General features: G+C 57.9%; 23 protein-coding genes and 1 pseudogene. 8 read left to right on the top strand and 16 right to left on the bottom strand.

Annotated elements, in window-relative coordinates; all coding sequences use genetic code 11:
• Both mtlA and CW267_RS30185 read right to left on the bottom strand, forming a co-directional pair.
• Positions 1-623: pseudogene (gene mtlA / locus CW267_RS24940) on the bottom strand (PTS mannitol transporter subunit IICBA); the annotation flags it as partial.
• Between the two features lie 37 nt (positions 624-660).
• Positions 661-1,089 (bottom strand): hypothetical protein, encoded by a 429-nt coding sequence (locus CW267_RS30185; protein WP_133124635.1) that lies wholly within the window; start codon positions 1,087-1,089, stop codon positions 661-663.
• Positions 1,090-1,160: 71 nt separating this feature from the next.
• Here CW267_RS30185 and CW267_RS24935 point away from each other — a divergent pair, with 71 nt between their 5' ends.
• From CW267_RS24935 to selB, 5 genes are all read left to right on the top strand, one after another.
• The gene (locus tag CW267_RS24935; RefSeq protein ID WP_008806865.1) at positions 1,161-1,529 is read left to right on the top strand and encodes a DUF3302 domain-containing protein; all 369 of its coding nucleotides are present in this window, start codon (positions 1,161-1,163) and stop codon (positions 1,527-1,529) included.
• 3 nt (positions 1,530-1,532) lie between these two features.
• Positions 1,533-2,669 (top strand): HlyD family secretion protein, encoded by a 1,137-nt coding sequence (locus CW267_RS24930; RefSeq protein ID WP_004173920.1) that lies wholly within the window; start codon positions 1,533-1,535, stop codon positions 2,667-2,669.
• Between the two features lie 106 nt (positions 2,670-2,775).
• Positions 2,776-3,384: a glutathione S-transferase gene (locus tag CW267_RS24925; RefSeq protein ID WP_016161949.1), complete on the top strand. Its 609-nt coding sequence runs from the start codon at positions 2,776-2,778 to the stop codon at positions 3,382-3,384.
• A gap of 105 nt (positions 3,385-3,489) precedes the next feature.
• Positions 3,490-4,878, top strand: a complete 1,389-nt coding sequence (gene selA / locus CW267_RS24920) for an L-seryl-tRNA(Sec) selenium transferase (protein WP_008806866.1) — start codon at positions 3,490-3,492, stop codon at positions 4,876-4,878.
• On the top strand, positions 4,875-6,716 hold the full coding sequence (gene selB / locus CW267_RS24915; protein ID WP_012540318.1) for a selenocysteine-specific translation elongation factor: 1,842 nt from the start codon (positions 4,875-4,877) through the stop codon (positions 6,714-6,716). The genes selA and selB overlap by 4 nt, the downstream gene beginning before the upstream one ends.
• A 51-nt stretch (positions 6,717-6,767) precedes the next feature.
• Here selB and araD read toward each other — a convergent pair whose 3' ends face one another.
• The 8 genes from araD to yiaK form a co-directional block, all read right to left on the bottom strand.
• On the bottom strand, positions 6,768-7,466 hold the full coding sequence (araD, locus tag CW267_RS24910) for an L-ribulose-5-phosphate 4-epimerase (protein WP_012540319.1): 699 nt from the start codon (positions 7,464-7,466) through the stop codon (positions 6,768-6,770).
• The gene (locus tag CW267_RS24905; RefSeq protein ID WP_012540320.1) at positions 7,460-8,320 is read right to left on the bottom strand and encodes an L-ribulose-5-phosphate 3-epimerase; all 861 of its coding nucleotides are present in this window, start codon (positions 8,318-8,320) and stop codon (positions 7,460-7,462) included. The genes araD and CW267_RS24905 overlap by 7 nt, the downstream gene beginning before the upstream one ends.
• Positions 8,313-8,975: a 3-keto-L-gulonate-6-phosphate decarboxylase UlaD gene (gene ulaD, locus CW267_RS24900; protein WP_072121773.1), complete on the bottom strand. Its 663-nt coding sequence runs from the start codon at positions 8,973-8,975 to the stop codon at positions 8,313-8,315. The genes CW267_RS24905 and ulaD overlap by 8 nt, the downstream gene beginning before the upstream one ends.
• The gene (locus tag CW267_RS24895) at positions 8,972-10,477 is read right to left on the bottom strand and encodes an FGGY-family carbohydrate kinase (RefSeq protein ID WP_012540322.1); all 1,506 of its coding nucleotides are present in this window, start codon (positions 10,475-10,477) and stop codon (positions 8,972-8,974) included. Before CW267_RS24895 ends, ulaD begins: the two co-directional genes overlap by 4 nt.
• A gap of 78 nt (positions 10,478-10,555) precedes the next feature.
• A complete protein-coding gene (locus CW267_RS24890) occupies positions 10,556-11,875 on the bottom strand; it encodes an MFS transporter (protein ID WP_039102638.1) in 1,320 nt (439 codons plus the stop codon).
• Positions 11,876-11,911: 36 nt separating this feature from the next.
• Positions 11,912-12,841: a DUF4862 family protein gene (locus tag CW267_RS24885; protein WP_039102637.1), complete on the bottom strand. Its 930-nt coding sequence runs from the start codon at positions 12,839-12,841 to the stop codon at positions 11,912-11,914.
• A gap of 24 nt (positions 12,842-12,865) precedes the next feature.
• Positions 12,866-13,330 carry a YhcH/YjgK/YiaL family protein gene (locus CW267_RS24880; RefSeq protein ID WP_039102636.1) on the bottom strand — a complete coding sequence of 155 codons (465 nt, stop codon included), beginning with the start codon at positions 13,328-13,330 and terminating at the stop codon, positions 12,866-12,868.
• Between the two features lie 11 nt (positions 13,331-13,341).
• Complete coding sequence (gene yiaK / locus CW267_RS24875) at positions 13,342-14,340, bottom strand: 3-dehydro-L-gulonate 2-dehydrogenase (protein WP_048963780.1); 999 nt, start codon at positions 14,338-14,340, stop codon at positions 13,342-13,344.
• A gap of 216 nt (positions 14,341-14,556) precedes the next feature.
• Between yiaK and yiaJ the strand changes: the two genes are divergently transcribed.
• Both yiaJ and CW267_RS24865 read left to right on the top strand, forming a co-directional pair.
• Positions 14,557-15,384, top strand: coding sequence for an IclR family transcriptional regulator YiaJ (gene yiaJ, locus CW267_RS24870; protein WP_012540327.1), 828 nt, complete (start codon positions 14,557-14,559; stop codon positions 15,382-15,384).
• 109 nt (positions 15,385-15,493) lie between these two features.
• Positions 15,494-15,979: a 4Fe-4S dicluster domain-containing protein gene (locus CW267_RS24865; RefSeq protein ID WP_008806868.1), complete on the top strand. Its 486-nt coding sequence runs from the start codon at positions 15,494-15,496 to the stop codon at positions 15,977-15,979.
• A gap of 42 nt (positions 15,980-16,021) precedes the next feature.
• On the opposite strand, the gene avtA is transcribed toward CW267_RS24865, so the two are convergent.
• Positions 16,022-17,278 carry a valine--pyruvate transaminase gene (gene avtA, locus CW267_RS24860; RefSeq protein ID WP_008806869.1) on the bottom strand — a complete coding sequence of 419 codons (1,257 nt, stop codon included), beginning with the start codon at positions 17,276-17,278 and terminating at the stop codon, positions 16,022-16,024.
• Positions 17,279-17,446: 168 nt separating this feature from the next.
• Entirely contained in the window at positions 17,447-19,480 is a 2,034-nt protein-coding gene (locus CW267_RS24855) for an alpha-amylase (protein ID WP_072121775.1), read from the bottom strand.
• Between the two features lie 314 nt (positions 19,481-19,794).
• Here CW267_RS24855 and CW267_RS24845 point away from each other — a divergent pair, with 314 nt between their 5' ends.
• Positions 19,795-20,613: a protein bax gene (locus CW267_RS24845; protein ID WP_008806871.1), complete on the top strand. Its 819-nt coding sequence runs from the start codon at positions 19,795-19,797 to the stop codon at positions 20,611-20,613.
• 38 nt (positions 20,614-20,651) lie between these two features.
• On the opposite strand, the gene xylR is transcribed toward CW267_RS24845, so the two are convergent.
• The 4 genes from xylR to xylF form a co-directional block, all read right to left on the bottom strand.
• A complete protein-coding gene (xylR, locus tag CW267_RS24840) occupies positions 20,652-21,830 on the bottom strand; it encodes a D-xylose utilization transcriptional activator XylR (RefSeq protein ID WP_008806872.1) in 1,179 nt (392 codons plus the stop codon).
• A 234-nt stretch (positions 21,831-22,064) separates the two neighbouring features.
• Complete coding sequence (gene xylH, locus CW267_RS24835) at positions 22,065-23,246, bottom strand: xylose ABC transporter permease XylH (protein WP_100781151.1); 1,182 nt, start codon at positions 23,244-23,246, stop codon at positions 22,065-22,067.
• Positions 23,224-24,765: a xylose ABC transporter ATP-binding protein gene (locus tag CW267_RS24830; protein WP_087653892.1), complete on the bottom strand. Its 1,542-nt coding sequence runs from the start codon at positions 24,763-24,765 to the stop codon at positions 23,224-23,226. The genes xylH and CW267_RS24830 overlap by 23 nt, the downstream gene beginning before the upstream one ends.
• A gap of 64 nt (positions 24,766-24,829) precedes the next feature.
• On the bottom strand, positions 24,830-25,825 hold the full coding sequence (xylF, locus tag CW267_RS24825) for a D-xylose ABC transporter substrate-binding protein (RefSeq protein WP_004210164.1): 996 nt from the start codon (positions 25,823-25,825) through the stop codon (positions 24,830-24,832).
• Positions 25,826-25,873 lie beyond the last annotated feature (48 nt).

The raw sequence follows: 25,873 nt of genomic DNA, 5'->3' as shown, positions 1-25,873 counted from the left end.
TCGTGGGACTGCTGAATACCCAGCGGCGAGAAGATACCGTGGTTAATGGCGTTATTGAGGAACAGGATTTTTGCCGGTTCCACGAAGATAGACGCCAGCGGCAGCATGTCGTGCGCCACCATAAAGTTAACGCCAGCTGCCAGAATTTTCGACAGAACTTCAACCGCCGGGCCAATGCCGAGGAAGGCCAGAATGGCGAGGATCATCCCGATGATGCCAGCGGAGAAGTTATTCACCAGCATTTCAAAACCGGATTTGATCTTACCGTCTACCCAGTTATCGAACTTCTTGATGCAGTAGCCGCCCAGCGGGCCGGCAATCATTGAGCCGAGAAACATCGGCATATCCGCGCCGACGATAACGCCCATGGTGGTGATCGCCCCGACCACGCCACCACGTTCGCCGCCGACTAATTTACCGCCGGTGTAACCGATCAGCAGCGGCAGCAGGTAGGTGATCATCGGACCGACCAGCTTCGCCAGCGTTTCGTTTGGCAACCACCCTGTCGGAATGAAAAGCGCGGTGATGATACCCCACGCGATAAACGCGCCGATATTCGGCATCACCATATTGCTGAGGAAACGACCAAAGCTTTGCACCTTGATCTTGATATCGGATGACATAAAACACCCCTTCTTCTGTTTTGCGTATCGCGCAGGCTTAAAGCCCGAGGTTTGTTGTTAATGTGGCGGCAGAGGTAGCCGGGCCCTGATTGATAGTGCGAAATCTGGCACTGAATCGTTTAGCTGTCCAGCCAGCGCCCTTTTGTGTGATACGGATCACATGAATATAGGGGGCAAAGCGCTTTTTGTAGTGATGTTGATCACATAATTCCTGTGTAAAAAAACAACACAGCGCCTTTTTAGCCGCTGATCTGCCTTTTTGTGTGATATTTGTCACAATTTTGTTTCGTGGTTTTGTTGTTTGTTTGTGATTTTGATCACAAAGAATTTCACGGTGGATTTTTGCCGCTGTGATCTCGGCCCGGTTTTGCGGCCAGGGCGAGATGGCTCTGTAACTAAGCAACCTTAACTGCCGAATAACTTTTTTACGCCGATGGCAAAAATGAAAGGCGTGAATTATGCTCAAAATAGCGGCCCGAATGTCAGTGGGTCGTGAATAAAATTCATATAAATTATTAGCGTAAAGCCGAGGGAATTATGTTTCTCAATTATTTTGCGCTGGGCGTTCTGATCTTCGTTTTTCTGGTCATTTTTTATGGGATTATCATTATTCACGATATTCCTTATTTGATCGCCAAAAAACGCAACCACCCTCATTCCGATGCTATTCATGTCGCCGGATGGGTCAGTCTTTTTACTCTCCACGTCATCTGGCCGTTTTTATGGATTTGGGCCACGTTGTACCAGCCTGAGCGCGGCTGGGGCATGCAGCATAAGGCGAATACGGCCCCTGATGAACCTGAAAAAGAGACCGATATACAACAGCTTCGCCAACGACTGAGCGACCTTGAACACCAGGTGGCGGCCATCCAGCGGCCGCAGTCCATCTCTGCGGCGGAGAAATAATCTATGGATCTGTTGATAATTTTGACCTACGTGGCCATCGCCTGGTCGATATTTAAAATCTTCAAAATACCGGTAAATAAATGGACGGTACCTACCGCGGCGCTGGGGGGCGTATTTATTGTTAGCGCGCTTATTTTATTAATGAACTATAACCACCCTTACACCTTTCTGGCGCAAAAGGCGGTGATATCTATTCCTATTACGCCGCAGGTTACCGGAGTGGTTAACAGCGTCACCGACAAAGCGAATCAGCGCGTCAAAAAGGGTGAGGTGCTTTTTACCATTGACCCGGCACGCTATCAGGCGCGGGTCGACCGTCTGCAGGCCGACCTGGTGACGGCGCTGCACAGTATTAACACCCTCAAGGCGCAGCTCTCTGAAGCCCAGGCCAACACCACCCGCGTGTCGGCGGAGCGCGATCGCTTATACAAGGACTATCAGCGCTACCTGAAAGGGAGCCAGGCGCGGGTGAACCCGTTCTCGGAAAGTGACATCGATAACGCCAGGCAGAATTACCTTGCCCAGGACGCGCTGGTCAAGGCGTCGGTGGCGGAGCAGGCGCAGATCCAGAGCCAGCTGGACAGCATGATCAACGGCGAGCAGTCGCAAGTGGCCAGCCTGCGCGCCCAGCTGGCGGAGGCGAAATATAATCTCGACCAGACCACCGTGCGGGCGCCAAGCGATGGGTATATCACCCAGGTGCTGATCCGTCCGGGGACCTATGCCGCCTCGCTGCCGCTGCGTCCGGTGATGGTGTTTATCCCCGAGCAAAAACGGCTGATCGTCGCCCAGTTTCGGCAAAATTCCCTGTTAAGGCTGGAGAAAGGCGACGACGCGGAAGCGGTGTTTAACGCCCTGCCCGGGCAGGTGTTCCACGGCAAACTGGTGAGTATTTTACCGGTGGTGCCGGGAGGAAGTTATCAGGCGCAAGGGGCGTTACAGTCGCTGACCGTGACGCCGGGCAGTGATGGCGTGCTGGCGACCATTGAGCTCGACCCCAATGCCGAAATTGATGCGCTACCCGATGGCATCTACGCGCAGGTGGCAGTCTACTCCGACCATTTCACCCACGTCTCAGTGATGCGTAAAGTGTTGCTGCGGATGACCAGCTGGATGCACTACCTCTATCTCGATCATTAATGCGATCGGCGGCAGGTTGAGCGGGACGCTCACCTGCCTTTTGTCCTGCCCTGAGCCATACTCATATCTTTGTTGGCGATAATTTGTTGGCGATAAGGAGCAGGTTATGAAACTGATCGGCAGCTACACCAGTCCCTTTGTGCGCAAAATCTCCGTGATCCTGCTGGAAAAGCGCATCCCTTTTGAGTTTGTCAACGAATCCCCCTACAGCGAAAGCAACGGTGTGGCGCGCTATAACCCGCTGGGCAAGGTACCGGCGCTGGTGACGGACGACGGTGAGTGCTGGTTTGACTCCCCGGTCATCGCCCAGTATCTGGAGCTGCTGGGCGTGGCGCCGCCGATGATCCCCTCCGACCCCAGAGCCGCTCTCAGGATGCGTCAGCTAGAGGCGCTTGCGGATGGGGTGATGGAGGCCGCCCAGGCGCTGGTGCGTGAAAAGGCTCGCCCGGGCGCGCAACAGTCAGAGCAAGAGCTGCTCCGCCAGCGGGAGAAAGTGGCTCGCGGCCTCGACAGGCTGGAAGCCTGCGCGGCAGACGGAACGCTGCGCGGCGACGAGGTTAATCTGGCGACCATTTCCACGGCCTGCGCCATTGCTTATCTGAACTTTCGCCGGGTCGCGCCCGGCTGGTGCGCCACCCGGCCGCAACTGGTGAAGCTGGTGGATGCGTTGTTCCAGCGCGCCAGCTTTGCGCGTACCGAACCGCCGCGGACTTGACCCAGGCAGGTAACAGTTTGCGCAAGGAGGCGTTACAATCGCCGCTGATTGTTGACTCCCTCTCCCGTCGGGAGGGGGGAAAATAACTTACCGCCAGGCCCATTCATGACTACCGATATTCGTGCGCTTTATACCCGGCTTCCGGCCATTGACCGCTTACTACGCGACCCCGCTTTTTCTCCCCTGCTGGCGCAGCACGGCCATTCGCAGGTGGTGGCGCAGCTGCGCCAGATGCTGGATGAGGCGCGGGAACAGATTAGCCAACGGCAGACGCTCCCTGACTGGAGCCATGACTGGCTGCACGCCTGTGAGCAGCGGCTCACCGCCGGCCAGCGGAGCGCCCTGCGTCCGGTGTTTAATCTCACCGGTACGGTATTGCATACCAATCTGGGGCGCGCCATCCAGGCGGAGTCGGCCGTGGAGGCGGTTGCCAGCGCGATGCGCGCGCCGGTGACGCTCGAATATGATCTCGACGACGCCGGGCGCGGCCATCGCGATCGCGCCATTGCCGATCTGCTGTGCCAGATCACCGGCGCGGAAGATGCCTGTATCGTGAACAACAACGCGGCGGCCGTTCTGCTGATGCTGGCGGCCACCGCCAGCGGCCGCGAAGTGGTGGTTTCCCGCGGCGAACTGGTGGAGATCGGCGGCGCATTTCGCATTCCTGATGTGATGCGTCAGGCGGGTTGTCAGCTGCACGAAGTGGGTACCACCAACCGCACCCATGCCAAAGACTATCGTCAGGCGGTGAATGACAATACCGCGCTGCTGATGAAGGTTCACACCAGCAACTACAGCATTGAAGGCTTTACCAAAGCCGTCGACGAAGCGGAGCTGGCGGCCATTGGCCGCGAACTGGACATCCCGGTGGTGGCCGACCTGGGCAGCGGGTCGCTGGTGGATCTCAGCCAGTATGGCCTGCCGAAGGAGCCGATGCCGCAGGAGATGATCGCCGCCGGGGTGAGCCTGGTCAGTTTCTCTGGCGACAAGCTGCTCGGCGGCCCGCAGGCCGGAATTATCGTCGGCAAACGCGCGCTGATTGCCCGGCTGCAAAGCCATCCGCTGAAGCGGGCCCTGCGCGCGGATAAAATGACCCTCGCGGCGCTGGAAGCCACGCTGCGCCTCTATCAGCACCCGGAGGTGCTGACGGAGAGATTACCGACGCTGCGCTTGCTCACCCGTCCGGCGGAAGAGATCCGCCGGCTGGCTGAACGCCTGCTGCCTGACCTGGCGGCACACTATGCTGACTTTGCCGTCAGCGTGGCAGCCTGCCAGTCGCAGATTGGCAGCGGTTCGTTACCCGTTGACCGCCTGCCCAGCGCGGCGTTGACCTTTACCCCGCATGACGGCCGCGGCAGCCGGCTGGAGGCGCTGGCTGCCCGCTGGCGCGCGCTGCCGTGTCCGGTGATTGGCCGCATTGATGATGGTCGGCTCTGGCTGGACCTGCGCTGTCTGGAAGATGAAACCCGGTTTATGGAGATGTTGTTACGATGATTATTGCCACCGCTGGACATGTTGACCACGGCAAAACGACGCTGCTGCAGGCGATAACCGGCGTAAATGCCGATCGTCTGCCGGAAGAGAAAGCGCGGGGAATGACGATCGATCTCGGCTATGCCTACTGGCCGCAGCCGGACGGGCGGGTGCTGGGATTTATTGACGTTCCCGGACACGAAAAGTTTTTGTCCAACATGCTGGCGGGGGTGGGGGGTATTGACCATGCGCTGCTGGTGGTGGCCTGCGATGACGGGGTGATGGCGCAAACCCGCGAACACCTGGCGATCCTGCAGTTGACCGGAAAGCCGACGCTGACCGTGGCGCTCACCAAAACGGACCGCGTGGCGGCCGCCAGGGTGGAGGAGGTCCGGGCGGAGGTCGAGCAGACTCTGCGCGAGCTGGGCTTTGACGCCGTCGCTTTCTTTCCCACCGCGGCGGCAGAAAACATCGGTATTGCCGAATTGCGCAGCCATCTGTTGCAGCTTGCGGAGCGCCCCCACCCGCAGCAGCAGCGGTTTCGCCTGGCGCTGGACCGCGCTTTTACCGTCAAAGGGGCAGGGCTGGTGGTCACCGGGACGGCGCTCTCCGGTGAAGTACGGGTCGGGGATACTCTGTGGCTCACCGGCGTCAACACGCCGATGCGCGTGCGGGGTCTGCATGCCCAGAATCAAGCGGTTGAGCAGGCGCACGCCGGGCAGCGCATTGCGCTGAATATTGTCGGCGATGCACAGAAAGAGGCAGTGCACCGCGGCGACTGGCTGTTGTCCTCACCGCCGCCGGAGCCTGCGGAACGGGTGATTGTCGAGCTGCAGTGCCATACGCCGCTCAGCCAGTGGCAACCGCTGCATATTCACCATGCTGCCAGCCACATTACCGGTCGGGTGTCGCTCCTCGAGGGCAACCTGGCGGAGCTGGTGCTGGATACCCCGCTGTGGCTGGCGGATAACGACCGGCTGGTGCTCCGCGATATCTCTGCTCGCTTGACGCTGGCCGGCGCACGGGTGGTGACGCTGGATCCCCCGCGCCGCGGCAAACGTAAACCGGAGTATCTGCAGTGGCTGCACGCCCTGGCGGCAGTTGGCGCTGACGATGCGCCGGCGCTTGAGCTGCATCTGCAGCGGGATGCCGTCCGGCTTGAGCGCTTCGCCTGGGCGCGGCAGCTCAGCGAAGCCGGAATGGCGGCCCTGATCCAGCGACCGGACTATCTGCAGGCCGGACAGCGCCTGCTCAGTGCGCCGCTTGCCGCCCGCTGGCAGCGAAAATTGCTGGATGCCCTGGCGCGCTACCATGAGCAGCATCGCGACGAGCCGGGCCCTGGCCGGGAGCGCCTGCGCCGCATCGCGCTGCCGATGGAAGATGAAGCGCTGGTGCTGCTGCTGATTGAGCAGATGCGCGAGAGCGGCTTAGTCCACAGCCATCACGGCTGGCTGCATTTGCCGGAGCATAAAGCCGGGTTTACCGACGAGCAGCAGGCGGTCTGGCAGAAGGTGGAAACCCTGTTCGGCGACGATCCGTGGTGGGTGCGCGATCTCGCGCGCGAAGTCCATGTCGAAGAGTCGCTGATGCGCGCGGTGCTGCGCCAGGCGGCGCAGCAGGGGATGATTACTGCGATCGTCAAGGATCGTTACTACCGCAACGATCGCATTGTGCAGTTCGCCCAACGGGTGCGCGAGCTGGATCAGCTGCGCGGATCAACCTGCGCCGCGGATTTCCGCGATACCTTAAACGTCGGGCGCAAGCTGGCGATCCAGATCCTGGAGTATTTCGATCGGATTGGCTTCACCCGCCGTCGCGGTAACGATCATATCCTGCGCGATAAGGCGTTGTTTCTGTAATCATCCACGCCAGCTCCCCGGCGTCCTGCCGGGGAAGAGAGGCGGTTGGCGTCAGTTTTGCCCGTAATAGGCGTTCGCGCCGTGCTTGCGCAAATAGTGTTTATCCAGCAATACCGACTGCATCTCCGGCAACTGAGGCGAGAGCTGGCGCGAGAACAGCCCCATATACGCGCACTCCTCAAGCACCACGGCATTATGTACGGCGTCTACGGCGTCTTTTCCCCAGGCGAACGGACCGTGTGAATGGACAAGTACCGCCGGAATCTGTGCTGGATCGAGGTGTCGTTCTTCGAAGGTCTGAATAATCACTTCGCCGGTCTGATACTCATATTCCCCGTTAATTTCCTCTTCGGTCATCAGGCGGGTACAGGGGATCGCGCCATAGAAGTAGTCGGCGTGGGTGGTGCCCCATGCGGGCAGATCGAGACCCGCCTGCGACCAGATCGTCGCGTGGCGGGAGTGGGTATGCACGATCCCGCCGATCTGCGGATAACGGCGATAGAGTGCCAGATGGGTCGGCGTGTCCGATGACGGCTTTTTACCGCCAGCCACTATCTTGCCGCTGGCGATCTCGACCACCACCATATCCTCGGCGGTCATCACGTCGTATTCCACGCCGGAAGGTTTGATCACCATCAGCGTGCGGGTTTCATCGACCGCGCTGACGTTGCCCCAGGTAAACGTCACCAGCTGGTGCGCCGGGAGCGCCAGGTTGGCCGCTAGCACGTCGGCTTTTAACTGTTCTAACATGCGAATCCTCCTTCCTGCATCCGCGCTTCTATCCAGCGTCGGGCCTGGATAATTTCCAGTACCGGCTCTTTGGCTTTTTCCGTCCACATCTCAATCAGAAATGCGCCGCGATAGTTCAGCTCATGCAGCGTTTTGAAGATGCCGACGAAATCCACACAGCCTTCGCCAAACGGTACGTCGCGGAACTGACCGGGGCTCTGCGCGGTCACCGGCTGGGTATCTTTTAAATGAATGGCGGCGATGCGATCGATACCCAGCTTCAGTTCGGCGGTGACGTCGTTTCCCCAGGCGCTAAGGTTGCCCACGTCCGGGTAGACCGAGAACCACGGCGAGGCGAGCATCTCATCCCACTTTTTCCATTTGCTGATGGAGTTCATAAAAGCGGTATCCATGATCTCCACCGCCAGCATCACCTGCGCCGCTGCGGCCTGTTCCACTGCCCACGCCAGCCCTTCGGCAAAGCGCTGTTGGGTACCTTCATCATGCGCTTCGTAATAGACGTCATACCCTGCCAGCTGAATGGTGCGGATGCCGAGATCGCGCGCCAGACGGATGGCTTTGGTCATGATCTCTCGTGCCCGCTGGCGCACGGCCGCATCGCGGCTGCCAAAAGGGAAACGGCGATGCGCGGAGAGGCACATCGACGGGACCGCCACGCCGGTTTCCAGCATAGCGGTGACCAGCGAGGCGCGCTGTGTTGCGCTCCAGTCGAGACGCGACAGCCGCTCGTCGGTCTCATCCACCGACATCTCGACGAAATCGAAACCGCAGCTTTTCGCCAGCACCAGCCGCTCTGGCCAGCTGAGATCTTTCGCCAGTGCTTTCTCATAGATCCCTAACGGATGGTTACGCATGCCTATCTCCCCAGATAGCGTCGATCTGCGCATGGAACGCCGCGGCGACCTGCGCCGGTTGCGGTGCTCCGGCTAGCGCGCGTCCGGCAATAAACGCTTTCACCTGAATATCTTTGAACAAGGGCAGATCGGCTGGGGTGATGCCGCCGGTGATCGACAGCTGAAGGCCGATATCTGAGAGCGCTTTCATCCGCGCCAGATCGGCGTCACTCCACTGCTGTCCGCTGGCCTGGGCGTCGCGGCCGCGATGGTAAATCGCCTGGCGGACGCCGGTGCGGTACCAGGCGCGAGCGTCATCCAGCGTCCAGTTGCCAAACAACTCCATCTGTATTTCACCGCCGCAGCTTTGCGCGACGGCGTGGCCCTTTTCCACCGTGGCGAGGGGCGCGGCGCAGATGATGGTCATCCAGTTGGCGCCAGCGGCAAAGGCCTGCTGAGCCAGCGTTTCTCCCGCATCGGCAACCTTCCAGTCGGCGACGATGATTTTATCCGGACACTGGGCGCGCAGGGCTTTCACCGCGCTAAGGCCTTCTGTTAAGCAGAGGATGGTGCCGGCTTCAACGATATCGACGTGGTCCTGTAACAGGGCGACATCGCGGCTGGCCGCTTCAAGGCTGGTATGGTCGAGCGCCAGTTGCAGTAATGGTCGGCTCATAATGCATGCTCCTTAATACGGGCGTGGTAGCCCTGTAGTGCTTCAATCAAATGTTGGTAATGGCAATATTTTTGCTGGTAGCGCGCGTGGGCGGCCATGTCAGGCAGCAGCGTGCGCACCGGGTGCTGAAGGTGGCGGCAGGCATCGTTGAAATCGCGATAAACGCCAGTGCCGACCCGGGCGGCGAGCGCGGCGCCAAAGCAGCCGGTCTCCTCTACCTGCGGCAGCTCGACGCGCAGGCCGCTGACGTCCGCCAGCATCTGCATCCAGACGTCGGAGTGCGCCGGGCCGCCGGTGACGCGCAGGGCCTGCACGTGGGTAAAGCGTTCGCGCATGCGGTTGAGGTGGGTCATGTGGCTGAACACCACGCCCTCATAGACCGCCTGCAGCAAATGCGCGCGGGTGTGGAGCGCCTGCATGCCATAGAAGCCGCAGGTCATCTCCAGCCCGGCGTTGCTGCCGTAGAGAAACGGCAGAAAAAAGAGGTCGCTACCGGCCTTTGGCAGGCCGGCGACGGCCTGATTGATATCGTCAAAAGAGAGTTCGCCCCACTGGGCGGTGAACCATTCGAGGTTGCCCGACGAGGTGGGGCTGGCTTCGTGAACAATGTACTGCCCGTCGTTGACGTAGCGGCCGTAGACGTAAGGGTGCGCTTCATGGTCCCGCAGGCCACGGGTGATCCCGCTGGTGACGGCCCAGGTGCCCATCACCGCGTTGAGCGTGTATTCATCTTTGATACCGGCGCAGAGTGCGGTGGAGACCACATCAAACAGACCGCCGACGACGGGGGTTCCCGCCGCCAGACCGGTGATGGCGGCTGCCTGAGCGGTGATCTCCCCGCCTTTTTCTGCTGAACCGACGAGAGGTGGCAGCGCACCGTCAATTTCGCCGATACCCAACCATTGGGTCAGACGCGGGTCGTACTGGCCGCTGGTCATGTTGTAGAGATTGGATTCAGAGATGTTGCTCTCTTCGCACCCTTTCACGCCGGTCAGGCGCCAGCGCAGATAGTCATGGCCCATCATCACGCAGCCAATTTGCGCGTAGCGCTGCGGTTCATGTTCTTTCACCCAGCGCAGCAGCGAGGCCGGATGTCCGGTCCATAGGGTCTGGCGGGTGACGGGATAGAGCTTTTCCGGGATCCCATCCTGTTGCCAGCGCTGGACGATCGCCAGCGCCCGGCGGTCGGAAGAGAGCATGGCATGGCCCAGCGGGCGATCCTGTTTATCAAGCAGGAACAGCCCCTTGCCCTGCGCGGAGATGCCCACGCCTTTAATTTGTTCACCGCAGATACCGGTACGTCGTAACAGCCCGGCGATGGTGGCGGCGCACTGCTGCCAGAGCTGGTCCATGTCGCGTTCGGCATAACCTGGCAAAGGCGACAGCGTCTGCAGTGATTGTCGGTTAATGCCATGTTCACGGCCTTGCGCGTCATATAATCCGGCTTTCAGATAGGTACCACCGCAGTCAATGCCCAGCCAGAAGCGTGCTTTCTCACTCATTTTTTATCTCTCAATGTTGCCGGATGGCGCTGCGCTTAGCCGGCCTGCGGGAAGATGACCCACAGGCCTGGCGATTTTTTAGGCGGCGTGCTTCCGCGAGTTCACTGTATTGACGGGAGTGGCACCGGCATCGCATTTCGCCGGCAGCAGCACAGCCATCAGCGCGGCCAGAGCCAGGGAGATAGCCAGGCAATACACCCCCGCGTCTTTGCTGTAGAGAGTGATCAGTACGCCCACCGCGTAGGGACCGCAGAAGCCGCCGAGGTTGCCGAGGGCGTTGATAACCCCGCGCGCGCCGCCGGCCATTTCAGCGCTGAACAGCCGTGCCGGAATGGTCCAGAACACGCCAGCCGCCGATTGCAGGAAGAACCCGCAGCCGACCAGCGCGGCGTAGGACAGCCAGATCTGATTCTTCAGCGCCACCGACAGGAACATGCACAGGGCAAAGCCAATCAGCGGCAGGCAGACAAACAGCTTGCGTTTGCCGGTGCGATCCGAGAGGGAGGAGAACAGGAACATGCCGGCAATGGCGCCGACGTAGGGCAGAATGGCGAGCACCCCGACCTGACCCATGCTGCTGTGGGTCAGCTCTTTGAGGATGGTGGGCAGCCACAAGGTGTAGCCGTAAATCCCGGTCTGATAGAAGAAGTTCAGCGCGATAAGCTGCCACATGGTTTTATCGGAAAGCACTGCGCTGAGCGAAGCGTTTTTCACCTCGGTTCCGGCAATCGCCTTTTGTTCTGCGGCCAGCGTTTCCACCAGATAGTGCTTCTCGGCATCAGAGATCCAGCGCGCTTCCTGTGGGCGGTCATAGACGGTATAGGCCCAGAGCAACAGAACGGCCACTGAGAGCAAACCTTCGATAATGAACAGCCAGCGCCAGTCGAGTACGGTGATGATCCATCCCGAAAGCGGGGCGGTGATAATCCCGGCGATGGGGACAAACATAATGACAATGGCGTTAGCGCGCCCGCGTTCGGCGTCCGGGAACCAGTTGCTGATCATGGTCAGCACCACCGGGAGCATACCGCCTTCTGCTACCCCCAGCAGGAAGCGCAGCACCAGCAACTGATACTGGTTGGTGATTAATCCCGTCAGGACGGAGATTACCGCCCAGGCGACCAGCGACCAGCCAATAAACTTCTTGCCGCTTCCGTGAACGGCAATTTTGCCGCCGGGAACCTGTAAGAACAGATAACCAATAAAGAAAATACCACCTGCCAGTCCCGCCATGGTGGCGGAAATACCCAGTTCTGCATCCATGCCGCCCGGCATCGCAAAGGCGATATTGACGCGGTCCATATAAGAGATAATACAGGCGATCAGAATTGGTGGAATAATTCGCAGCCAACGCTGACGAGGGATATCTTTTAGTCCTGGTCGAGAGGTCATATTCATAGTTGTAGCCTCGTAGAGTAAGTGTTCTGTTTTTTATTATTGTTGTGCTTTATTTAAGGCAGTAATGCCGTCGCGTAATATCGCTATGCGATGATTGACGTCCGCATCAGGATTAATTTCCAGTAATTTAATACCGAGAAATTGCAAAGGCTTGCTGTCAGTACAGGCTAATAATTCACGCACATGTGTGTGGGTCATTAAACTTTCTGCACAGAAGGGGGAGAACGGTGCGTGTAAATCCTGCCATTCACCGTATTCGCCATGTTGCGTGGTACCGGAGAACATCAGTGCGCCAAGCTTACCGGCCTGGCTGGCCTGCCGGGTATGGGCCAGCGGCAGGGTGGTGTCCTGGCCTTCAATGGCAGAGCGTGCCCAGTTAATGCCAACGCTGATCTCATAACCGGCAAGGGTTTCCAGCACATTATCTAAAGGCAGAAATCCCTTGCGCGGCGCGGGGCCGGTCATCGCATCGCAATGTTCCAACACCAGGTCGCACGACCAGTCCCAGCTGGCGACTTCCTTCAGCGAACGGGCAAAGGCGTCGGTAGCCTGGGTGACGTTAGGGTTGCTGGCGCAAGGGGCGGCATGGAGTTCAAGCGCCACGATTTTCCCGGCGTTTGCCGCATTGATCGTGTTGATTTTCTGGTAAAGGTGGCGATAGTACGCCACGCAGGCTTTACGCTGTTCTTCGTCGCTGGACGCCAGCCCAAAGCCGTCGTTACCTCCGCGGCGGCGCATGGTTTCCATAATCGCCGTGACGACGATTTGCCAGTCGGCAGGCGTATGGCGCAATAACCACTCGTCGCCCAGTGGGTGGAGATGTTCAAGACAGGGCTGCTCCAGCCCCCGAATATCCGGGGTGTCGGCCAGTTGCCGCCAGAATGCTTTTTCTTCGTCTTCACTTTTCTGGTGAAAAGAGGGTGCACAGGGATACGCACCGATAATATAACCGGTATTATTTTTCATAATGTGCTCCTGAATATAATTCTTTTATAAAGCGTCGATGGCCACTTTAACCACGATTTTTCTGATCGGCGTGGCGACCGACTTATGGCATCCGGGGCGATGAACATCCTGTGGGAAAAATATGACGTAGCTTCCCGGGATCATTTCAAGGAACGATTCATGTTCGCAACCGTGAAAGAAAATAATATCGCGCTGTGCTAATAGCGATTCGCTAATGGCGTTATTACCGTTATCAATAGCGAAACCTATTTTCTCTTCGCCCCAGGCCAGAAATTGGATATCCAGATAGCGGCGATGCACTTCCGGGCGATTTTCGGCAACTTCGCGAGTGGTTAAGTCGATAATCTGCGCGAAGATATTTTTGCCGTCGATCTCCACGACGCCGGGGGCCAGTTTGCTGAAATCGGTGCTGCGCAGGAAATCCAGGGCTCGCTCAATTGCCGCAGGCAACCGACACGGATTAGGCTGCGTGATATGTCCAAAGATCATGGCTTAACTCCTTACAGCGCCTGAATTTTCGCCCAGACGCTGTCATCGACGGTGATACCGTCGCGACGATTCTCTTCCAGCAGGCGGGTAAACTCATGGCCAGGTAGACGGACAGCCACGTTTTCATCGGCCCGTTCGGCGGTGGTGATGAAATCCATAATCCGTTGCAGCTTGGCATCGCGGTTTGCGCCGTCGATAAGCTTATCGACCTCAATGGCGATGAAAATCTGCGAAACGCCATATTCATCGCTGTTTTCCTGGGTCACTTCGGCAACAGAAGATCCATTGGAAAGCAGGGTGGCGATCATATCCAGCACGATCGACAGGCCGGAGCCTTTCCAGTAGCCCATCGGTAAAATGCGGCGATTTTTCTCGATGACGCCCGGTTCTTTGGTCAGGTTGCCCTCATCGTCGAATCCGCCGTCTACCGGCAGTTCACGGCCCGCCAGGCGGTTCACCTCCAGCATGCCGTAGGAGAACATCGACATCGACATATCCACCATGGTGATTGGTGTGGAAGGAATGGCGACGATCAGCGGGTTGGTACCGATACGGCATTCTTTGGCGCCCCACGGCGGCATCACGGCGATGGAGTTGGTCCAGCAGATGCCGATGTAGCCTTTTTCCGCCGCCTGCCAGCCGTAGCTCCCCCCGCGCATCCAGTGGTTGGCGTTCCGCAGCGCCACCAGCCCAATGCCGTGATCGGATGCCAGTTCCATCGCCCGGTCCATCATCTTTTTTGCCGTCAGGTTGCCGATGGACCGCTGGGCGTCCCACTGCTCAATCGCGCCGAGGCTGGTAATACGCTGCGGTTTGGCTTCAGGGATGATATCGCCATTGTCCAGTTGCTGGATAAAGCGGGGAAAGCGGTTCACGCCGTGTGAATAGACGCCGGATTCCGTGGTGCGGGCGAACATGTCCGCGCAGGCATCGGCGGTTTCCGCCGCCACGCCGCGTTTAAGCAGTACCTGATTGAAGGCCTCTTTTAACTGCGAAAAAGTTACTTTCATACGAGTTTCCCTGGTGAGTTTTGATCGCTTTTTTATCGTTAAATTTCACAATGCGAAATCTGATTTCAAATATAACGATCAAAATTTGTCAGATCAACGGCAGGGGTGTTTTTTAAAAACAATAAAAATCAATTTGTTATGTTTTTTGATCTCAGATCGTGAACTGACACACACTTTGCGCTACCATCAGAACGCAACGAGAGGGGAGCGGAAGCGATGGTGATGAAAGAGAGCGAGACAGGGCAAGACAAAGAGAGGCCGGCGGGAAGTCAGAGCCTGTTCCGTGGACTGATGTTGATTGAAATCCTGAGCAACTATCCAAACGGTTGCCCGCTGGCGCATCTGTCAGAGCTGGCGGGGCTGAATAAAAGCACGGTCCATCGATTGCTGCAGGGCTTGCAGTCCTGCGGGTATGTCACGCCAGCGCCGGCTGCGGGTAGCTATCGGCTCACCACCAAGTTCATCGCGGTTGGACAGAAGGCGCTGTCCTCGCTGAATATCATTCATGTGGCGGCCCCCCATCTTGAAACGCTTAATCTGGCGACGGGCGAGACGGTGAACTTTTCCAGTCGGGAAGACGATCATGCGATCCTGATTTACAAGCTCGAGCCGACAACCGGAATGCTGCGTACCCGTGCTTACATTGGCCAGCATATGCCGCTCTACTGTTCCGCGATGGGGAAGATTTACATGGCGTTCGGCCATCCTGATTATGTTGAGCATTACTGGAATACTCATCAGGATGTTATTCAGCCGCTGACCCGCAACACCATCACCGGCTTACCGGCCATGCATGATGAGCTGGCGCAGATCCGTGAACGTAACATGGCCATGGATCGGGAAGAGAATGAGCTGGGGGTGTCCTGTCTGGCGGTGCCGGTTTTCGATATTCATCAGCGCGTGCCCTATGCCATCTCTATTTCTCTTTCGACGTCGCGCCTCAAGCAGATAGGCGAAAAGAACTTGTTAAAACCGCTGCGTGAGACCGCCGAAGCAATTTCGCGTGAGCTGGGTTTCACGGTGCGTGAAGCGTCAGGCAAATGACCACATCCTGCAGGCCATCTGACAAAAAACAGCGCTGATTCCATTCAGGATCAAAGCGCGGGCAGGGACTATTCTGGCACCCTGCGGTTTTATCCCCAGGGAGCAGAGGATGAACCAGTTTCTTATTGCCAATGCCCAGCGGTGTATTGGCTGTCGTACCTGTGAAGTGGCTTGTGCGGTGGCGCACCAGCAGGCGCAGGATGTCGCCGCCCTGTCGACGAACCATTTCGCGCCGCGTATCCGGGTGGTGAAAAGCGGTGACATATCGACGGCGACGGCGTGCCGGCAATGCGAGGATGCGCCCTGCGCCAGCGTTTGCCCGCAAGGGGCGATTCAGCGCGACAATGACGTCTGGTGGGTCGACCAGCGGCGCTGCATCGGCTGCAAAAGTTGCATGGTGGCCTGCCCGTACGGCGCGATGACCGTTACGGTAGTGAACGAGCAGGCGCAGGCGCTGAAATGCGATTTATGCCATCACCGCGCTGAAGGACCGGCCTGCGTGGCCGCCTGCCCGACGCAGGCGCTGCGGGTGATGGTTCCCGCGGAGCTGGAGGCGCTATGTGCGCAAAAACGCCAGCGGCTGGCGCTGGCGTGAGTGGGGGCGCTGACGGGCGTTACCCGCCCGTGGCGTCAGCGGCTATGCTTCCTGTTCGCGCCAGGCGAATTCAATCTCTTCGGCGAGAATTTTCACCCCGGCCTCAATTTTTTGCGGGTCTGGCACATAGTTCATGCGCATACACTGGTGAGTGTGCGGCCACGGCTTATCCAGACCCGGGAAGAAGTAATCCCCCGGCACCATCAGCACGCCGCGCTTTTTCAGCCGCTGATACAGCAGCTCGGTGGAGACCGGCAGGTCCTTAAACCACAGCCAGAGGAAAATGGCTCCCTCCGGTTTGTGGATCAGGCAGCGCTCCTCCGGTAAATAACGGCGAATAATGGCGATGGTTTCCTGCACCCGCTGGTAATAGAAGGGCTTGATCACCGTCTCTGACAGGCGCAGCAGATCCTGTCGTTTAATCATTTCGCACATCATTGCCGGCCCGATGCCGCCAGGGGCGAGGCTGATAATGCCGTTCATGTTGCTGATGGCGGTGATGATTTTCTCGTTGGCGATGATAATCCCGCAGCGGCTGCCCGGCAGGCCCAGTTTGGACAGGCTCATACACAGCACGATGTTTGGATTCCACAGCGGTCGGGCGTCGCTAAAGATAATGCCCGGGAACGGCACGCCGTAGGCATTATCAATCACCAGCGGGACCCCGTGCTGATTCGCCAGCGCATCCAGTTTGATCAGCTCTTCATCAGTGATGACGTTGCCGGTCGGGTTGGTGGGGCGCGAGACGCAGATCATCCCGGTCTCTTCCGTCACCTGCAGATGTTCAAAATCAACGTGGTATTTGAACTGGCCTTCCGGCAGCAGTTCGATGTTCGGCCGGGTGGCAACGAACAGATCCTCTTCCAGACCGGCATCGGCGTAACCAATATATTCTGGCGTCAGTGGGAACAGTACCTTACGCGTGGTGCCATCTGCCCGACGGCCTGCAAACAGATTAAATAAGTAGAAAAATGCGCTCTGACTGCCGTTTGTTAGCGCAATATTCTGTGGTTCGATCTCCCAGCCCAGCTCGTCGCGCAGCATGTTCGCCAGCAGGCTCAGCAGCTCGCTTTTGCCCTGCGGCCCATCATAATTACAAAGCGCATCAAGGGCTTTGCCATTATCCAGCATGTCGGACAGCAGCTGCTGGAAGTAGTCATTCATTTCCGGGATCTGAGCGGGGTTGCCGCCGCCCAGCATAATAGCGCCCGGCGTGCGCAGACCGTCATTAAGGTCTTCCATCAAGCGGGTGATGCCTGAATGACGGGTGAATTTGTCGCCGAAAAGGGAAAATGTCATCGCGAATAGTCTATCGGTGGTTCTGGAAAGTGGCTAACCATAACGCCAGCGCTAGCGTGGTGCAAATCGGCGGGAGGAGACGGCTTTTTATCTTTATCCTGTAAATTGCTATTTTGTTAGCGTTTTGTTCTGAATGGCTCCCCGCCAGGGCGGAGAGCCACCTGTGGATTACTGCTGTTGTCCGGCCCAGATGACCATCACTTTGTCTTCACCGCTCTCACGCACGAACCCGTAACCACGCGGCATCGACAGCGTTGTCTGTTTGCCCATGCCGATTGCCGGATGGCGAGCGCGGAACTGACCGATCTTCTGCCAGTGAGTGACGCTGCGGGCCGCCTTGCCGTTAACATCCTGCCAGTTCATCTGCGAACGGGTGCCCTGCAGCGGGTCCGAGCCGGTGGGGCCGAACGGGCGCGATGATTCGTCACCATAGAAAATCTGCACGGCGCCAGGGGCCAGCAGTAACAGCTCCGCCGCGGTGGTACCGCCTTCGCGGAACAGGCGCGTATCGTGCGAGGAGAGGTAACTCAGGACGTTAAAGCTCTGCAGCTTGTCCGCCATTTGCTGCCAGGTGAGGTCAATATTAGCCATACAGGTCGCCGCTTTCGCCGCCTGATCCTGATAGTCGAAATTGATCATCGCATCAAAACCGTGGCGATAATAATCGCTCTGCATCACTCCATGTCCCCAGGCTTCGCCGGTCATCCAGAACGGCGCCGCATCCAGCGCTTTATCCGGATTGGCTTTCTTCCACTCCGCCAGCGCGGCGGTGGCCTGGGTTTTTAACTGCTGCCAGGCGTCCATCTCCACATGTTTGGCGGTATCGACGCGGAAGCCATCGATGCCGTAGTCGCGTACCCACTGGCTTAGCCAGTGGGTCAGGTAGTCGCGCGGCGTATAGCCCGGGATCGCTTTCGCTGCGGTGTCTGGTTTATGGCTATAGAAGTTCGGCAGGCCTGAGGCTTCCTTCGATTCGGTTTTCAGGTCCGGCAGGAAGGCCAGCGACATGGTGAGATCGTCATAGCCTGGGTTGTCATAATCGCCGATATCGGTGCGGATCCACTTCTTGCCCCACCATTTCTCCCAGCCGGCTTTGTCGCTGAAGTTGATATAGTCGTTAAAGCTGTGCCAGGTCTGACCCGCGCCCGGTTTCCAGTCCGTCCAGCGCTCGCCAAGGGTTTTTTTCAGCTCATCGCCTTGCAGATACAGGGCACCGAACTGGAACTCCTGCATGTCGGCCAGGGTAGCGTAACCGGTATGGTTCATCACCACGTCAAACAGGATGCGTATGCCGCGCTTATGCGCTTCATCCACCAGCCGGCGGAGATCCGCTTCGGTCCCCATGTTGGCATCCAGTTTCGACCAGTCCTGGGTGTAATAGCCGTGGTAGGCGTAGTGAGGAAAATCGCCCTTCGTGCCGCCGCCGACCCAGCCGTGGATCTGCTCAAGCGGGGAGCTGATCCACAGGGCGTTAACCCCCATCTGCTGCAGATAATCCAGCTTGCTGGTTAATCCCTGCAGGTCGCCGCCGTGGAAGGTGCCGATCTCCTGCATGCCGTCTTTATGACGGCCATAGCTGTTGTCGTTGGCCGGGTTGCCGTTTACAAAGCGATCGGTCAGGACGAAGTAGACAGTGGCATTGTGCCAGTCAAACGGCGCCGGGGCGGCGGTCTCGGCGCGCTCGAGCAGTAGCAGGCCATTGCTGCCGAAGGCGGGCTGCAGGGTGATTTTGCCGCCGCTGACGGTCGCGACATTGCCGCTGTAGAAATCGCGGACCTTACTGCCCTCGGCGAAGGTTTTGCTGACGTCGATGGTCAGCGGTTTTCCATCCCACTTCGGACACTGACGGATCTGCGGCGCCGCGGCGCTGGCCTCTTTTTCCTCCAGCGAAATCATCATTGTCGGTGTGCCGGAGCGGGTATCCACCTCCAGGGTATAAAACCCCTGGCGGAAGATGCGCCATTGCGGCGGGGTGCCACGGCAGGGCTCCATGGACAGCATCTGGTTGAGCTTAATGCCGCCGGAAGGCTGCCAGCACTGCTGGTCAAAATTTAGCTGCAGAGGACGTGTACCCTTCTCAACCACTTTCTGGCTGATGAATCGGCCCGTCCCTTCTTCGGTAAAGGCAGGGAAGTCGGTGGTAGTCCAGGCGGCAAAGGCCATCCCAGGCACGAATAACGTGGCAAGCGCAGCGAGTTTCATTGCGGGATCCTGTGAGCGGTTTTTATCTAGTGTGCCTTGTTGCCGCACGGGTGAACTCCTCCTGGCGGCCGTTTTACCAGGAGGATGAAAAGGGGTGAGTGACACCGCTCAAAAAATAGGCTAAAAATGAGACGAAGCTAGCATTTTCGCACTGGCGATGCGGCGCAGAAACCGATTTCAGATGACACCAATTCGGAATTGGACTATTTCTGTTGATGCTCTCATTGCGTATTTTTGATACTATTAGCGATTCAGCTATCGTTTTTTTGTGAAAAACAAGGTGTTGGAATGCATATATCCGACCAGGAGACCTGATGATATCGAATCCCATACGACGATATGGGGCCGCCATACTTATGTTACTAACCTGTGTATTTTCAGGTAGTGTGTTGGCAACAACGCACACAGCAACAAAGAGTCATAAAGCCCCTACGGTTAAGAAGATCAGTAGTACTAAGGTAAGCAGTAAACAAGAGTATTCTCGCAATAGTGTAAAGAGCAGTTCACTTCCTGACTTGCGAAAATACCCTTCCGGAACACCAAGGAAAAAAGCGTTTCTCCGGACGGTCATGCCTTATATTACCAAGCAGAATCAGGCGATTACTGCGGATCGTAACTGGCTTGTTTCCAAGCAGTACGATGCTCGCTGGTCGCCGACTGAGAAGGCGCGTCTGAAAGATATCGCTGCCCGTTATAAGGTGAAGTGGTCAGGCAATACGCGTCATGTGCCCTGGAACGCGCTGCTTGAGCGTGTCGACATTATTCCGAACAGCATGGTGGCAACCATGGCGGCGGCGGAAAGTGGCTGGGGTACCTCCAAGCTGGCGCGTGAGAACAACAACCTGTTTGGCATGAAGTGCGGCGCCGGTCGCTGCCGCGGGGCGATGAAAGGCTACTCGCAGTTCGAATCAGTGGAGCAGTCGGTGCAGGCTTATGTCACCAACCTGAACACCCACCCGGCTTATTCTTCATTCCGCAAATCGCGCCTGCAGCTGCGCAAGGCGGATCAGGAAGTGACGGCCAGTACCATGATTCATAAGCTGAAGGGTTATTCGACCAAAGGGTCGAGCTACAACAACTATCTCTTCGCGATGTATCAGGACAATCAGCGGCTCATCGCCGCCCATCTGTAATCCGGATGCCCGGCCTTGTCGCCGGGCATTTTTTTGCCCTACAGCATCACCTCGCTGTGCCGGTCACGGTACTCCTTCGGCGTCACGTCGTACTCCTTCTTAAACACCGAATAAAAATATTGCAGCGATGGGTAGCCGCACATCTGTGATATCTCATTGATCGACAGGCTGGTGGACACCAGCAGGCTGCGCGCCTTTTCCAGTTTCTCGCTGTGGATCACCGTGTGGATGGTCTCCCCGACTTCCTCTTTGAAGCGTTTCTCCAGATTGGAGCGAGAGATGCCCACGGCGTCGAGCACCTGTTCCACCTTGATGCCTTTGCAGGCATTGTTGCGAATGTAATGCATCGCCTGAATCACGGAGGGATCGTTCAATGACCGGTAGTCGGTGGAGCGTCGCTCAACGACGCGCATCGGCGGGATCAGCTGGCGCTGCAGCGGGAGCACCTCGTTATTCAGCAGCCGGTGAAGTAATTTTGCCGCCTGATAACCCATCTGGCGGGTGCCCTGGGCGACGGAGGAGAGGGCGACGCGAGAGAGATAGCGGGTCAGCTCCTCGTTATCGATGCCAATAACGCACAGTTTCTCTGGCACCGGGATATGCAGCAGCTCGCAGGCCTGCAGGACGTGGCGGGCGCGGGCGTCGGTGACGGCGATGATGCCGGTTTGCGGCGGCAGGGTTTGCAGCCAGTCGGCGAGCCGGTTTTGCGCGTGCTGCCAGTTTTCCGGCGCCGTCTCCAGCCCCTGGTAGACCACGCCGCGATACTTCTCCTTCGCGACCAGCTGGCAGAAGGCATACTCGCGCTCTACCGCCCAGCGTTTACCGCTGGAGGTGGGGAGTCCGTAAAACGCAAAGCGGTGCACCCCTTTTTCCTTCAAATGGAGAAAGGCGCTTTCCACCAGCGCGGCGTTGTCCGTGGCAATATAGTGGACCGGCGGGTACTGCTCTGGCTGATGATAAGATCCGCCGACGCCGACGATGGGCACGTGGACATCGGCCAGCAGCTTTTCAATTTCGGGATCGTCATAGTCGGCGATAACGCCATCGCCCAACCACTCTTTGATGTTTTCGATTCGTGCCCGAAAATCCTCTTCAATAAAGATATCCCACTCCAGCTGGGAGGCTTGCAGATACTCGCCGACGCCCTCAACCACCTGGCGGTCATAAGCTTTGTTGGCATTGAATAACAGCGTAATACGGTGACGCTTTTCAAACATAGATAATGTTCCTGCTCTAACCCCGGTCATACCCCTTCATTCTTGATGTTGCCGATGGCCTGGCTTCCTCACTCACCCGGGCCACGTACGCCGGTACGCGGCCCGGGGGCGTCGTCTGCAACCCGAATGATGTTGGGTATACACTACCGGCTAATGCCCGAGATATTTCAAGCGCCTTGTGGCGAAGTTTGGCGGTAGCGCAAAGAATTCAGACATTCTTCAGAGAGTCTCTCCTCACGCGCGCCGCTTGGTGGCGGAGTCCATCCACACCGCCAGCAGCAAAATGGCGCCTTTAACGATATATTGCCAGAAGGTGGCGACGTCCATCATGCTCATGCCGTTATCCAGGGCTGACATAATAAACGCCCCCATTACCGCTCCGGCGACGCTGCCGATGCCGCCCGCCAGGCTGGTGCCGCCGATGACGCAGGCTGCGATGGCGTCCAGTTCGGCGATATTGCCCGCCGAGGGCGACCCGGCGCCGAGGCGCGAGCTGAGGATCAGCCCGGCAATGGCGACCATCAGGCCGTTAATGGCAAACACCGCCAGCTTGGTTCGCTCGACGTTGATCCCTGAGAGGCGGGCCGCCTCCAGGTTGCCGCCGATGGCATAGATGCGACGACCAAAGGCGGTGCGGGTGGCCATAAACAGACCTGCCAGCAGCAGGGCAGCGAGGATCAGCACCGGGGTGGGCACGCCGCGATAGTCATTGAGCAGCCAGATTGCGCCCAGCACAATCACCGCGGTAATGGCCTGACGGCCGACGGCGGCGGTGGAGGATGAGGTCGCCAGACCTAACGCCTGACGGCGCATCCGCCCGCGCCACTGCCAGACGATAAACGCCGCCATGCCGACAACGCCGATGCCAAACCCAATACCGTCTGGCAGATAGCTTTGGCCGATCTGCGCCATCGCCGGGCTGGTGGGCGAGACGGTGGTCCCGTTGGTGATGCCGATCAGAATGCCGCGAAACGCCAGCATCCCGGCGAGGGTGACGATAAACGAGGGAACCTTGCGATAGGCCACCCACCATCCGTTCCACGCCCCGAGCAGCAGGCCCATCACCAGGGTCACCAGGATGGTGAGCGGCAGCGGCCAGCCGAGCCAGACGTCAAAGATTGCCGCGGCGCCGCCCAGCAGCCCCATCATCGAGCCGACGGACAGGTCGATTTCTGCCGAAATAATCACAAACACCATGCCAACGGCGAGGATGCCGGTGATGGCCGTCTGGCGCAGCAGGTTGGAGATATTGCGTGCGCTCAGGTAGGCGCCATCGGTAACCCAGGTGAAAAACAGCATAATGACGACGATGGCGGCGATCATCACAAAGACCTGGAGATTCGGCCCCTTCAGCGCCGGCAAGGCGGCGGGGGCGGTTGGGGTGAGTTTGATTTCAGACGACGTGTTCTTCGACATGGCGTTCGCTCCTCAGCGCGGCTTCCATCACCTGTTCCTGGGTCAGATGTTGATTAACCAAATTGGCTTTTAGTCTGCCTTCGTGCATGACCAGCACCCGATCGCTGAGACCGAGCACCTCGGGCAGTTCTGATGAAATGACAATGACCGCGATGCCCTGCTGCACCAGCTGGTTAATCAGTTTATAAATTTCATACTTCGCCCCGATATCGATGCCACGGGTGGGTTCGTCGAGGATCAGAATGCGCGGATTGAGCAGCAGACAGCGCGCGAGTATCGCCTTTTGCTGGTTGCCGCCGCTCAGGCGGCCAATCGCCAGTTCCGGCGAGGAGGTTTTAATTTTCAAACGCTGAATGGACTGCTGAATGCAGTGCTGCTCGGCGGCGTCGTCCAGGCTGCTCATCGCGCCGGTAAACTGGTTAAGCGCCGCCAGGGTAATGTTTTTGCCCACTGCCATCACTGGCACGATGCCGTCTTTTTTGCGGTCTTCCGGCACCATGGCGATGCCGTGGGCAATGGCCTGCTGGCAGTTAGAAATGCTCACCGGCTGGCCATCAATAAAGATCTCCCCTTGCCAGCGCCCCGGCCAGACGCCGAACAGGCACTGTACCGCCTCGGTACGTCCGGCGCCGACCAACCCGGCGATGCCGAGGATTTCCCCGCGACGCAGGGAAAACGAGACGTCATTGACGCGTTTAATATGGCGGTTTACCGGGTGCCAGGCGGTTAAATGTTCGACCCGCAGGATCTCCTCGCCGTGGGCGTGCGGCTCGCTGGGATAGAGCGCGGTGAGCTCGCGGCCGACCATCATGGTGATGATATCGTCTTCGCTCATGCCGCTGGCGTCGCGGGTGCCGATGTGCTGGCCATCGCGGATCACGCAGATCGTGTCGGAGATCGCTTTGACCTCATTGAGCTTGTGAGAAATATAAATGCAGGCGATACCGTGGTTTTGCAGATCGCGAATGATCGTCAGCAGCGTCGCGGTCTCTTGTTCGGTTAAGGAAGCGGTCGGTTCGTCGAGGATCAGCAGACGAACCTGTTTATTCAGCGCCTTGGCGATCTCCACCAGCTGCTGCTGGCCAAGGCCGAGGTCGCCGACGCGGGTGTCGGGCGAAATGGGCAGATTGACCTGCGCCAACAGCTTCTGACAGCGCAGCGTCATGGTTTCATAATCCAGCAGACCGTGGCGGGAGATCTCGGCGCCGAGGAAAATATTCTCCAGCACGGTGAGATGTTTCACCAGCGCCAGCTCCTGGTGAATAATGGCGATGCCTTTGCGTTCGGTATCGCGAATATGGTTTGCCTGCAGCGTTTCGCCGGCAAAAATAATCTCGCCCTCATAGTTTCCGTGCGGATAGATACCGCACAACACCTTCATCAGCGTCGATTTCCCCGACCCATTTTCACCGCATAACGAGACCACCTCACCCGCGTTAAGACGCAGGCTGACGTTATCCACGGCTTTAACGGCGCCGAAGGTTTTGGTGATGTTCTTCATTTCGAGTAGCCAGGCCATAAAGACTCCGCAAAAGTGATATCCGGCGGGATGAAAATGACGCCCCGGAGCGGGGCGTCAGCCATTACAATTCACTCTTTTTATGGAAACCGTCTTTAATCACCGTGGCGTCGATATTCTCTTTATTCACCTCAATGGGCGTTAACAGGCGCGAAGGGACATCTTTTAAGCCGTTATTAAGCGTGGTATCGGCCTTCGGCTGCTTATCGTTACCCAGCTCAACGGCGATTTCAGCGGCGTTGGTGGCCAGGGTGGTAATCGGTTTATAGACGGTCATCGTCTGAGTACCGGAAATAATGCGCTTCACACCCGCCAGGTCAGCATCCTGACCGGAGATCGCCACTTTACCGGCCAGCCCCTGGGCGGTTAAGGCCTGGATGGCGCCGCCGGCGGTGGCGTCATTGGAGGCGACCACGGCATCGATCTTGTTATTATTCGCCGTCAGCGCGTTTTCCATTATTTTCAGCGCGTTCTCCGGCAGCCAGCCGTCAACCCACTGATCGCCGACAATCTTAATTTTGCCTTCATCCACATACGGTTTGAGGACCTTCATCTGCCCGGCGCGGAACAGTTTGGCGTTATTATCCACCGGCGAGCCGCCCATCAGGAAATAATTACCCTGCGGCACTTTGTCGACCAGACTTTGCGCCTGCATTTCACCGACTTTTTCATTGTCGAAAGAAATATAGAAATCAATATCAGCATTATTAATCATACGGTCATAGGCCAGGACTTTAATACCTTCCTGCTTGGCTTCTTTAATCACGTTGCTGAGTACCTGACCGTTATAAGGAATAATGACTAACACATCGACGCCGCGGTTGATCATATTTTCAATTTGCGACATCTGCGTTTCTTCATTGCCGTTGGCGGACTGGACAAAAACTTTGGCGCCTAAGGATTCCGCTTTATTGACGAAAATATCACGGTCTTTCTGCCAGCGCTCCAGACGCAGATCGTCGATGGCCATGCCAATCTTCACTTCTTTCGCCATCCCCGCCATGCTGGCGAGCAGGAGGGAGCTGGCGCAAAGTGTAAGGCAAAGGTTCTTTATCTTCATAATAATGATACCTTTTTTGTAAGGGTAGATAAGACGAACGGAAAAATA

The organism is Klebsiella sp. X1-16S-Nf21 (assembly GCF_002837615.1).
GTDB lineage: Bacteria > Pseudomonadota > Gammaproteobacteria > Enterobacterales > Enterobacteriaceae > Klebsiella > Klebsiella variicola.
This window is presented reverse-complemented; position numbering and strand designations above follow the sequence as displayed.

Excerpts from the sequence above, each read along its gene's own strand:
- CW267_RS24935 (WP_008806865.1), top strand. The coding sequence starts at position 1,161 with ATGTTTCTCAATTATTTTGCGCTGGGCGTTCTGATCTTCGTTTTTCTG.
- CW267_RS24930 (WP_004173920.1), top strand. The coding sequence starts at position 1,533 with ATGGATCTGTTGATAATTTTGACCTACGTGGCCATCGCCTGGTCGATA.
- CW267_RS24925 (WP_016161949.1), top strand. The coding sequence starts at position 2,776 with ATGAAACTGATCGGCAGCTACACCAGTCCCTTTGTGCGCAAAATCTCC.
- selA (WP_008806866.1), top strand. The coding sequence starts at position 3,490 with ATGACTACCGATATTCGTGCGCTTTATACCCGGCTTCCGGCCATTGAC.
- selB (WP_012540318.1), top strand. The coding sequence starts at position 4,875 with ATGATTATTGCCACCGCTGGACATGTTGACCACGGCAAAACGACGCTG.
- araD (WP_012540319.1), bottom strand. The coding sequence starts at position 7,466 with ATGTTAGAACAGTTAAAAGCCGACGTGCTAGCGGCCAACCTGGCGCTC.
- CW267_RS24905 (WP_012540320.1), bottom strand. The coding sequence starts at position 8,320 with ATGCGTAACCATCCGTTAGGGATCTATGAGAAAGCACTGGCGAAAGAT.
- ulaD (WP_072121773.1), bottom strand. The coding sequence starts at position 8,975 with ATGAGCCGACCATTACTGCAACTGGCGCTCGACCATACCAGCCTTGAA.
- CW267_RS24895 (WP_012540322.1), bottom strand. The coding sequence starts at position 10,477 with ATGAGTGAGAAAGCACGCTTCTGGCTGGGCATTGACTGCGGTGGTACC.
- CW267_RS24890 (WP_039102638.1), bottom strand. The coding sequence starts at position 11,875 with ATGAATATGACCTCTCGACCAGGACTAAAAGATATCCCTCGTCAGCGT.
- CW267_RS24885 (WP_039102637.1), bottom strand. The coding sequence starts at position 12,841 with ATGAAAAATAATACCGGTTATATTATCGGTGCGTATCCCTGTGCACCC.
- CW267_RS24880 (WP_039102636.1), bottom strand. The coding sequence starts at position 13,330 with ATGATCTTTGGACATATCACGCAGCCTAATCCGTGTCGGTTGCCTGCG.
- yiaK (WP_048963780.1), bottom strand. The coding sequence starts at position 14,340 with ATGAAAGTAACTTTTTCGCAGTTAAAAGAGGCCTTCAATCAGGTACTG.
- yiaJ (WP_012540327.1), top strand. The coding sequence starts at position 14,557 with ATGGTGATGAAAGAGAGCGAGACAGGGCAAGACAAAGAGAGGCCGGCG.
- CW267_RS24865 (WP_008806868.1), top strand. The coding sequence starts at position 15,494 with ATGAACCAGTTTCTTATTGCCAATGCCCAGCGGTGTATTGGCTGTCGT.
- avtA (WP_008806869.1), bottom strand. The coding sequence starts at position 17,278 with ATGACATTTTCCCTTTTCGGCGACAAATTCACCCGTCATTCAGGCATC.
- CW267_RS24855 (WP_072121775.1), bottom strand. The coding sequence starts at position 19,480 with ATGAAACTCGCTGCGCTTGCCACGTTATTCGTGCCTGGGATGGCCTTT.
- CW267_RS24845 (WP_008806871.1), top strand. The coding sequence starts at position 19,795 with ATGATATCGAATCCCATACGACGATATGGGGCCGCCATACTTATGTTA.
- xylR (WP_008806872.1), bottom strand. The coding sequence starts at position 21,830 with ATGTTTGAAAAGCGTCACCGTATTACGCTGTTATTCAATGCCAACAAA.
- xylH (WP_100781151.1), bottom strand. The coding sequence starts at position 23,246 with ATGTCGAAGAACACGTCGTCTGAAATCAAACTCACCCCAACCGCCCCC.
- CW267_RS24830 (WP_087653892.1), bottom strand. The coding sequence starts at position 24,765 with ATGGCCTGGCTACTCGAAATGAAGAACATCACCAAAACCTTCGGCGCC.
- xylF (WP_004210164.1), bottom strand. The coding sequence starts at position 25,825 with ATGAAGATAAAGAACCTTTGCCTTACACTTTGCGCCAGCTCCCTCCTG.